The organism is Halalkalibacter wakoensis JCM 9140, from assembly GCF_000513095.1.
Lineage (GTDB): Bacteria > Bacillota > Bacilli > Bacillales > Bacillaceae_D > Halalkalibacter > Halalkalibacter wakoensis.
Genome location: NZ_BAUT01000105.1, coordinates 1 through 10,527 on the forward strand (window position 1 = coordinate 1; position 10,527 = coordinate 10,527).

Sequence of the window (10,527 nt, forward strand, 5' to 3'; positions counted from 1 at the left end):
AAAAAGTGCATCTGACAAGATTGGACCTTTTGATCCGATTCCTGTTAGACTCGTTCTCACCTCTTTAGTTTAAAACGAAACACTCATTCGGTAAGCTCAAACAAGAGCTTGCCTCTTTTTTAGGTGATTGTTGTAAGTCATTACCTACCTACCTTTTCCATCATCTAAAAAGCATGTAAATGAAGCGCGCGATAAACGATTTTTAACGAACGAACATGTTATTATGAAAGCAAGCAACAAAGTATACGAAAACAGACTTTTTCATTAAATACCTGACAAATAACAAAGGAACTGTCATAATAAGACCTTGTAGAATAATCTTTATTTTTCACGGGAAAAGTAAATGAACAACTGTGAAAAATAAATAAGATTTATTGACATTTTAGCAAAACAGAGTAGTATTAATGTAATATTCAAAATTTTAGAATTAATAGAGGTGCTAGAAATGAAGTATGCCTTTGCTGATCGGGTCCGCTTTTTACAATCTTCTGCTGTAAGAGACATTTTGAAGATTGTTGGAAAAGGAGATGTTATTTCATTTGCGGGTGGGCTACCTGATGATGATTTGTTTCCTTTAGATGGTCTAGAAGATGCGTTTTCGAGAGTATTTCAAACAGGTAAAAAGTCATTACAATATATGGAAACAGAAGGCTATCGTCCTTTGCGCGAAGCAATATTAGAAAGAATGAGCAAGAAGGGAATTACTGGATTTTCCTCAGATGAAGTGCTTGTGACCACAGGTTCCCAACAAGCGATTGATTTGTTTTCACGAATTATGTTAAGTCCAGGAGATATCGTGTTAACAGAAGATCCAACCTATTTAGCTGCCTTGCAGGTATTTAAGTCTTATGAAGCAACCGTGGTAGCAGTTGATTCAGACAATGATGGAATGGATCCTGATGACTTAGAAGCCAAATTGAAAAAATACAACCCAAAATGCATTTACGTCGTACCAACTTTTTCAAACCCAGCAGGGCGTGTATGGTCACTTGAAAGACGGAAACAGCTAATTAATCTTGCGCAAAAGTACAAAATAGTTGTCTTTGAGGACGATCCATACGGAGAGCTTCAATTTACAGAAAACGAAACCTATCAGCCGTTAGCTTCTTTAGATGATGGCAAGCACGTATTATATACAAGTACTTTCTCTAAAACAGCAGTTCCAGCCTTACGAACAGGTTGGATTGTCGGGCCATATCAAGTGATTCGGATGATGGCACAAGCAAAACAAGCAAATGATTTACATTCCAACTCATTAGCTCAACAAGCCCTCTATCAATTATGTACGAACTACGACTTAGATGGGCATATCAGTCACTTAATCAAAGTATATAAAAGCAGGATGGAAGTTATGGTTCGTTGTCTAGAGCAAGCTGAATTGCCTTCTGTTCATTTTGTTAAACCAAAAGGTGGGATGTTCCTTTGGTTAGAGGTAGACAAATCGCTAAATATGACACAATTACTCAATAAGGCAGTGGATAGAGGGGTTGCATATGTTCCTGGAGAACCTTTTTATGCGGGTGAGCCTAAGAAAAACACGCTGCGTTTAAACTTTACACACTCCACTCCAGAGAAGATTGAACAAGGGATGAAGTTGTTTGTTCCAATGATTGAAGAAGAAATGCAAAAAAAATTGGTACACATTGATTAATAGCTAAGAGCTTCTACAATATTAAATACTTAATTAGAAAAGGATCATCAAATACTATATTATTTGATGGTCCTTTTCTTTTGAAGACGAAAAAAAGAAACCGTCATTCAACAAGCTGATGAAGGACAAAAATATGCAAAAGCAACAGCATCGTTTTTTAAAAATAAATTGTGGATGTTAAAAGATATAAATGCGACAAAATGAACTACTTCTCAGTTAAAAATAAAAAACACCGCAAAAGCGGTGCTTTTTTGATGCTTGTTTTTTAGAATTCAGAAATCGAACTAATAAATACAGCTAAAATCGCAATTGGTACTAAGTAGCGTAGTAAATATAACCAAATGAGACCTAGCTTCGTATTTCCAAAGTCGGAATCACGTAGGGCATCTGCCTTTTTCCAGCCCCAACCCATGAATAGAGCAATAATTAGTCCACCAAGAGGAAGGAAGATATTTGATGCAATAAAATCAATTGAGTCTAAAATGTCTCGCCCGCCTAAAAGGCTAACGTGAGACAGTGCACCTTGACTTAAAGAAGATGGTACACCTAATAAGAAGATTAACGAACCTACAATTATGGCAGCTTGCTTACGAGACCATTCAAACTTTCTCATGAAATAAGCGACAGCAACTTCTAACAATGAAACAGCAGATGTTAATGCAGCGGCTGCTAAAAGGAAGAAGAAGAGAATCCCGAAAATACCACCAAGTGCAAAGCTATCAAATACATCTGGCATAACAACGAATACAAGTCCAGGACCTGCACCAGGTTCAATTCCAAAAGCAAAAACAGCTGGGAAAATCATAATACCAGCAATAATAGCGAATGCTGTATCAAGTCCAGCAACACTTGCTGCTGCACCTGGAAGTCTTTCTTTGCTTGATAAATAACTTCCGTACGTAATTAAAGCTCCCATTCCTAAACTTAAAGAGAAGAACGCTTGCCCGAGTGCTGCTAAATAAATATTCGGGTCAGTCAAAGCAGTCCAATCAGGAGAGAACAAGAACGCTAATCCTTCTTTGGCGCCGCCAAGTGTTAATCCGTAAATTGAAAGAACAATAAGTAAAATACCAAGTAAAGGCATTAAAATTTTGTTCGCGCGCTCAATTCCTTTTTTAACTCCAACAAAAACAATTCCAATTGTTAAAACCATAAATAATAATTGCCAAAACAGTGGTTGAACAGGACTAGAGATAAATCCGCCAAAGAATGCGCCATAGCCATCAGCAGGAGCAGTCCAAAGGTTTCCAGTTAAATAATTAAAGAAATAATAAACAATCCATCCAGCAATAACTCCGTAGAACGAAAGAATCATAAATGCAGCGGCTACACCCATAATACCAGCTAGCTTCCAAGGTTCCCCTGGAGCAAGTCGATCGCCACCTGGTGATAATTTTTCAAATGCACCAACTGCATCGCTTTGTGCTTTACGCCCAATTGTAAATTCGGACATCACAATCGGCAAACCAATTAATAAAATCATAACAAGATAAACTAAAATGAATGCCGCTCCTCCATTTTCACCAGCAACATATGAAAAACGCCAAATGTTACCTAATCCAACAGCAGAACCCATGGCTGCTAAAATAAAACCCAGCCTTGTAGCCCACTGCTCACGTCCATTGCCATTATTTAATGACATAACGCATTCCTCCTTTAAATCAATAAAATGTTTTGTGAAAATACTATACCACACTAAGTTAAAAAAATATAGTAAATTTTCTGACATAATAGTTGGTTGTTTCTTTTTGCGGAATTTCGACTAGAATGTCAATAAAAAAACGAACACATTACATGTTCGTTAATCTACGGATTCGCTCCTCGGGTTGTGGGTGTGTCGAGAAGAGACTTGCGGCTTTCTTTTTTAAAGGATCTGCAAAATAAAGGGGAGCAGACGTACCCGATGCTTCCTGAACCGGTGTCTTAACACCGGTGATTTTTCTTAAGGCCGATGCAAGTGCATATGGATTGCGCGTGAGTTCAGCTGCACTTGCATCGGCTAAAAATTCGCGATTCCTTGAAATTGCCAAGCGAATAAGGGTAGCGACTAAAGGAGCCAGTAATAATAGTAAGAGAGCAATGATCAGGACGGCTGGGTGTTGTTTTTGATTGCGATTTCTATTTGAGAAAAACATCATCCGAGTGCCCATATCACTTAGAATTGCGACAGCTGATACAAGAGCAATCGCTATTGTGGCTAAGCGGATATCAAAGTTGCGAATATGGGCGACCTCGTGTGCTAAAACGCCTTCAACTTCTTCGCGATTTAAATGGTTCATGAGCCCAGTAGTTACAGCTACAGCTCCCTTTTTGGGGGATATTCCTGTTGCGAACGCATTTGGGCTTTGATCTTGGATCATAAAAATTTTTGGCATTGGAATTCTTGCCGCCATAGCTAAGTTCTCAACGGTGTTCCATAAAAAGGGGTCTTCATCCTTTGATTTAATTTCCCTAGCGTGATTCATTCTCATGACAACGTTTGTGCTCGAAACTAACATGATGACTGTATAGCCACCTCCGATAATGGCTGCTAGAATCATCCCGCTATAATAATCTCCAGCTGTTAAATAAGTGAAGGAGGCACCGACTGCTAACACAAATAAAATGAACCCTGCAACAATAAAAACGGTGTTCCTTTTATTCCGCTCAATTTGTTTATAGAGAATCATAGTTATCCACCTTAAAATTGTACTTTCACATTTTCACGTTCTTCAATCGGGATTTCGAGCATGTCACGTCTTGTGAAATTGTGAATGGATGCTACTAAATTTGTAGGAATGGATTGGATTTTCGTATTATATTCCATCACTGTTTTGTTATATAACTGACGTGCGTACGCAATTTTATTTTCTGTTCCATATAGCTACAATTTAGGTCGAAAACAAAATAAGAGAGAGGAATAACCTTAATACGCTTGATAATAAAGGGTTATAATGTGAAATTGAAAAAGCCCATTATATTAAATATTGGACAAAATATTTAAAGTGTGAGTAAATGGTATTGAGAGGATATAACTATAACTGGGGATTATATAGCCTTGTAATGATAAGAAGTGTGGGGGAGTAGTCCCGGCGCGGGAATAGCGCAGTGGGAGTGAGTTAGGTTTGTGGTCAACGTGCTTTTCGTTGTCCACACTCCTAATGAGCGAGCATTAGTTTTGTAGGCATATTTGGAGGTATTGTAATGGAACTCTTAAATTATAAGTTTGTCAGTAGAGAAGTTACTGTTAATGAGATTATTCAAGATAAAATGAGGAATATAAAAGTTGTTATGATTGGGGTGTTAGATGAGCACTCAGGAATTGTATATCCACACCCCATTAACCATTTTATAAAGACTATATATGAATATAGTGGCAAGTCATTAAACAGTACTGATGCTCCAGCAAAGGTAGTATGTAGACTATTAAATTATTGTTTGTATATGGTTGAAGAAAACCATGAAGAATACATTGAGCTTAAACAAATCGGGCTAAGAGGGTTAAAGAGAAAACATGCTAGTAATTACATAACTCATCTCTCTTTGAAAGGTCTACAAAAATCAACTGTAGAGCAATATGAATATTATCTAACGGCTTTTTTCGTATATTTAAAGAAAATGAATTTAATAGATGAAGAATTCCAAATAATTGAGAAAGATAACGGGAAAGGTCACACAACTTATAAATCAGTTTTTAGAGAACCACATTTGGGTACAAGGTTCCCTTCTCAAGACACTAGAAAGACAAAAGTAGCAAAGCTAAAAGATTTTGGTGATGATAGAGTAGCTTTAACATCTCGTTTTATTAGTATAGCGATGGAGATTGCACCAGATATTGCACTAGGGCTCTGTTTCCAATTTTATGGTGGCTTGAGGCGCGGAGAAGTAGTAAATGTAGATAGAGGCGGTCTAATTGTTACTCACCGAGAATCTATGGAGGTTCAAATTAAAGATAATAGACGGAAGTTCTTTTCTCGTCTGAAAGATACAAAATCTGAAAATCCTAAGAGATTAAACTATTTAGGTGTACATTTAGCTAGACAAACAATTCTCGACAATGACTTAGTTTGGTCAATTTATGACAAACATATGAAAAGTTTAGATATCATGCAATTAAAAGGAAAATGTAAGGATTTAAGCGCTTTATTCCTTGATGAAGACGGATATCCAATGTCGGGGAAAGTATATGATAGACGCTTTAAGAAGGTTAAAAAAGCTTTTCTAGATTTAATAATGGGACATGAGGATTATGACCTTATTGCTGATACTGTTTGGAGTTCACATATCGGAAGGGGAGTTTTTACTAACACCCTTATTGATATGGGATTTACCCCAACTCAGTTAGCTATTGCTAGAGGTGATAGAAATATCAATTCTGCGTTAGACTATATTGATGAAACTCTGACTACTGAGCAAATAAAAGAAGCGGTTAATGAGTTTAAAAAGCACCCTATAGAGCAAATGGGGATAATAGATTTTAAATACGTTAAAAAATGGAAAAATAAGGTGGGGTAAACGGTGGAGCCTGGTGGATAGTGAAGTATGAGGTAGTGAAATCTGGTAAATATGACAAGATTGCGAAAACTTATAAAGGATTTAAACCTTGGGTAGAACAAGGGTTTATTGGAACAAAAGAGGCTCCTGGGAAAACTAGAATTTCAACTTATTTTAATAGAAGTGATTTGGACGAATTATCACGACTTATTGACTTACTAGAAACAAAGTACGTTACGGATAAAGAAGTTGTCAAATTACTTGGATTTGAAGGAAAATCTCCTCTTCACGGAACCGGTAGACGAAAAGAAATCTTAGATGGAATAATTGCTATGTGTGAATCAGAAAGGATTGACTTTAAGTATTTCGAAAAAGGTTTCAAAAAAGTTTATCTGTTTGTAAATAAGGAACAATTATTATATTTTCTTGAAACACATATTCGATGTGTTGATGCTTGGGATAGGTATAGTATTTCTTATCAGGATATATATGCATTGGAAAAAAAGCATAATATTAAAAGGGTAACGATTACTAAGACTAATTACTTTTATCGATTTGAAGATGCTGAGAAATACTTTAACATCCCACTATATGAAATAGCTGATTTTTATAGTTTGGACGAGGCATTATCGATTTTAGAATTTAATAGGGGTACGTTTAGCTTGCTTAAGGAGGAAGAGAAATTAGAGCCTGTCTATATTAAAGGAAAGATATTTTATCCTAAATATGAAATTAAAAACCTAAAAGAAAAAATGAAAGAAATTCAAAAAAATTACTGTACAGCGCAAGATGTTATGGCTATTTGTAACCTTAATTCTATTCAGTACGAAAAATTTACAAAATTTCAAACTAATACATTGGCAAGAAGAGCTTTGGGGTCTCATTCAGAAATAATGTTTTTATTAGAAGAAGTTTATGAGTATAGAAAAGAGATAGAATTAAGAAATGAAATAAGCAGGATATTAAATTCTGAAATTAACCCAGTTAAGCGACTTTATAGAATCCTAAAGTTAAAAGGAATCTCATTCTCAGGGGAATGTCCATACACTGAACAAGAGTGGTATTTGTATTGTGAACAAAAGTTAACTTTAACTAATGGAAGCAAACCAGTTATTAAAACTCTTATTTCACAGTACATTGACTGTACTTATTATTTAGCTGATTTAACACTTGAAGGAGAATTATACTCTCTTACGTCTAATGATATTAATTTAAAGCTTTTTAATAATTCTTTATCAAGTTCGAAACAGTGTTTGCTTTATAGTTTTCTTTTGGAATTTCATGCAAAGATAAACGTTACTTTATCAGAAAAAAAAGAAATAAAGAAAACTTATAATATGACAAGAATTATTAATCCTTTTTTATATGAGTCTGTTGAAAAGCCTAAAGAAACTTATGATTATTGGGAGTATGAAGAAATCTATGATTATGCAAAACTGATGACGCATAAACATGAAGCTATCCTAGACGCGGAGAGAATCATTAGTGGTACAGGAGAACATAATTATTATGCACCTGCTTGGTTATATGTCCTTACGCATCTTGGGAATGCCTGGAGGCATGGCGACGTTATATCCTTTCCGAGGGTAGGATTAGAAGAAGTAGGCTCCATTTCACTAGAAGAGTTGAAGAAACGTGATTTAACAATAGACGAAGCAAACTCTATTGTTAATCATATCAAACGAAAAGACCTTACAGTAAATAAAACAGGAGCATTAAATCGTTTTAACTGTCCAGATAATTTAATACTTCCTTTAGCGACAGCTGCTGTTATTTGCACACTTATTGTAAAAATGCGTACGAGTATTATAAGTGATGACAGTAATACTTCATACAATGGTATTATCGATTTCGGATTACAGGATAACAACGTAATCTCAAAGAAAGCTCATAATGCTTTTTTCAAAGGGATAAAGAGAGATGATTTTAAGTTTAAGAGTCTAAAAATGAATCGGACTGTCTTAGTAATGATGTATATGGTACTAGTAAGAAAAGGTCGTGGGAGTGCTGCTTTAGAGATGGCACAGAGATTAAGCTCATGAAGACTTCGAATCCACTAATATATATCTTGTTATCCCGGAGGAACAACTAGATGAGCTATGTCAGACTTTATTTAATAGAAAACCATTCGGCTATATTCCTGACTTAATGGCGACTATTTTACTGGGAGATAATAATAACAATAGAGATGTAAGAACACATGAAATCATAGCAATCACGAATACATTAGGAGGAGTTTACAAACTACAAGCAACAACGGGTTTTATTAACAAGACCTTATCTGAGAGACAGTTAGTAGCAGAAAAAATCTTGAGTATGGGTATCGATAAGGTTAGTAGCTTGATGTTTGATTTGGAAACCAATGTCTTACCAAGTCAAGATGAGAACTTTCAATGCATTGTATCACCAGAGTGTCAAAAACCAGAATTGGATTCATGCAAAGATTGTCCATTTTCAGTTCCTAATTTTTATGCGATTTCTTCCCTTGTAGAGGGTGTTAAAGAAAGTGTTTATGAATTTGTAAAAGAAATTGAGCCTAGCTCATTTGAAGGTGAAAAAACACGTCTGATGAACTGTTTATATAAAGATATGGATAACTTAGAAAGAGCTATGCAAAAATTTGGTCAAAACGAAGTTTTCAACTTCTTTGAAAATGGAGAAGAAGAATATAATCAATTATTAAACCTACTTGACGAAGTGCAATCAAGGACTAGCGAAGACTTTGAACAATATTTAACGTATAGTCCAATTTACTTGCCATAGGGGGAACTAATGTCAGTACTGAAAAATAAAGTTGAAATAGATATAAGTGTCTTTTCTGATGAAGAATTCATATTAAAGGAAAGCGTTAATGAATCAAAAGAAATCATTAATAAATTAGTTTTAGAAAAGCGATGGATTAAAGGTGAATTTGAAGATGATTATTGGGAAGTAACTCAAGTACAGTACAAAGAAAATTATAAAGCGTTTGACTTCAGTAAATTGAACTCGTACTTGTTTAATACTAGTTTACCAAAAGAATTTAAAGACATGGTTAAGTGTTGGATAGTAAATCTTATTGGTAAATATAAGAATGGGGCAACTTCATGTCTTATACTTTTCTTGAAGGGGTTTGAACTGACTAAGGGCTTTAGAATCGATAATAAGGACACTCTATTAAAATTTATTGAGCATAGTGATTATAGCAATAAATATAAAGTAGATATGATAAATTCACTTTGTAATTTCTTTGACTACACAGATTTAGAGATAGCTGATGATTTTGTTCCATCTCTAGTACAACTGAAAGGCAAAATACCAATTGAACAAAATGTAAGACAGCTTCCTCCATCTAGATATGTACTCTCATTCTCATATTATTTAGAAAAACATTTTAATAAAGTATTAGATGAATCTATTAAAGAAGATTTGAAATATAAAGAAATACTTCTCATTTATCCTTTGATAATATGGTGGAGGCTAACAAATGTTATTCCAATGCGCCCGACAGAATTCTGCCTGATTAAAAGAGATTGCACTTCAATCGACAATGGTAAGCATTATATTAGATTGCCAAGGAACAAGTTAAAAAATCCAAGGAGGATACAAATTCCAGATAAGTTATTAATAGACGAAGAAATGTACGAACTAATTAGGCACTATATCGAATTAACGAATCAATATGGTCCTACAGATACATTAGTTTCTTACCGTTCTATTATTCATGGGAGCTCATCTAATAGGGCGGTTGTAACAAAAAATTTAAACCAATTTAAATCTCTTAATTTAGATAGGCTCATTAAGAGGTTTTACAAAGTAATGGAAATTGAATACGATTGTCAGATAACAAAGGAATATCAAGTATTACCCAACGATACAAGACACTTTGCCTTTGTCTCTCTAATGATGCAAGGGTATTCTCCAGTTGAAATAGCAAGATTAGGTGGACATCAAACTATTAAAGCTCAATATCATTATAGTGGTCATACTGAGTATTGGGTTGATTGTGAAGTTTTTAAACTAATGAAAAAAATTAAAAACTCTAAGATTATTGAGAGGCAAACCGGAACGATTCCAGATGAAGTTAAGTTAAAAGCTTACGACTATGACAACAGTTCATTTAAAAGGAAGATGAAGGTAGGATATTGCAAAGATGAGGAACAGCGTTGTGAAAGTAAACTATGTTATTTTTGTTCGCATTGGGGTATTTCAACTGAGGAATACGTTGAATACAAAGAAAAAATCAAGTCTGATATACTCGCAAAGAAAACTAATATCAATGAACTAACAGCTACTATTCGTAACCTTAACAAGCAAATTGTAAGTGATGAACTATCTAGTAGAAATCCTAATCTATTTAATAAAGTTAAAACTAAATCTAACGCCATACAAAATGAAATATATAAACTAGCATTATTATGTTC

Annotated in this window: 7 protein-coding genes and 1 pseudogene; 5 read left to right on the forward strand and 3 right to left on the reverse strand. The window is 34.7% G+C overall.

Going from position 1 to position 10,527, the window contains the following annotated elements; genetic code table 11:
* Positions 1 to 445 precede the first annotated feature (445 nt).
* Positions 446 to 1,651 carry an aminotransferase-like domain-containing protein gene (locus JCM9140_RS20690; protein WP_034751182.1) on the forward strand — a complete coding sequence of 402 codons (1,206 nt, stop codon included), beginning with the start codon at positions 446 to 448 and terminating at the stop codon, positions 1,649 to 1,651.
* Between the two features lie 265 nt (positions 1,652 to 1,916).
* Here JCM9140_RS20690 and JCM9140_RS20695 read toward each other — a convergent pair whose 3' ends face one another.
* The 3 genes and pseudogenes from JCM9140_RS20695 to JCM9140_RS23395 all read right to left on the reverse strand — a co-directional run.
* A complete protein-coding gene (locus JCM9140_RS20695; RefSeq protein ID WP_034751183.1) occupies positions 1,917 to 3,293 on the reverse strand; it encodes a sodium-dependent transporter in 1,377 nt (458 codons plus the stop codon).
* 148 nt (positions 3,294 to 3,441) lie between these two features.
* On the reverse strand, positions 3,442 to 4,317 hold the full coding sequence (htpX, locus tag JCM9140_RS20700; protein ID WP_034751191.1) for a zinc metalloprotease HtpX: 876 nt from the start codon (positions 4,315 to 4,317) through the stop codon (positions 3,442 to 3,444).
* Positions 4,318 to 4,331: 14 nt separating this feature from the next.
* A pseudogene (locus JCM9140_RS23395) lies at positions 4,332 to 4,505 on the reverse strand (LemA family protein); the annotation flags it as partial.
* 329 nt (positions 4,506 to 4,834) lie between these two features.
* On the opposite strand from JCM9140_RS23395, the gene JCM9140_RS20705 reads away from it, so the two are divergent.
* The 4 genes from JCM9140_RS20705 to JCM9140_RS20715 all read left to right on the forward strand — a co-directional run.
* Positions 4,835 to 6,145: a site-specific integrase gene (locus tag JCM9140_RS20705; protein WP_034751186.1), complete on the forward strand. Its 1,311-nt coding sequence runs from the start codon at positions 4,835 to 4,837 to the stop codon at positions 6,143 to 6,145.
* Positions 6,146 to 6,165: 20 nt separating this feature from the next.
* On the forward strand, positions 6,166 to 8,166 hold the full coding sequence (locus JCM9140_RS20710; RefSeq protein WP_235715428.1) for a hypothetical protein: 2,001 nt from the start codon (positions 6,166 to 6,168) through the stop codon (positions 8,164 to 8,166).
* A 106-nt stretch (positions 8,167 to 8,272) separates the two neighbouring features.
* Positions 8,273 to 8,887, forward strand: coding sequence for a hypothetical protein (locus tag JCM9140_RS24750; RefSeq protein WP_235715429.1), 615 nt, complete (start codon positions 8,273 to 8,275; stop codon positions 8,885 to 8,887).
* Between the two features lie 9 nt (positions 8,888 to 8,896).
* Positions 8,897 to 10,527 (forward strand): site-specific integrase (locus JCM9140_RS20715; RefSeq protein ID WP_034751188.1); only part of this gene is annotated, 1,631 nt, incomplete at its 3' end.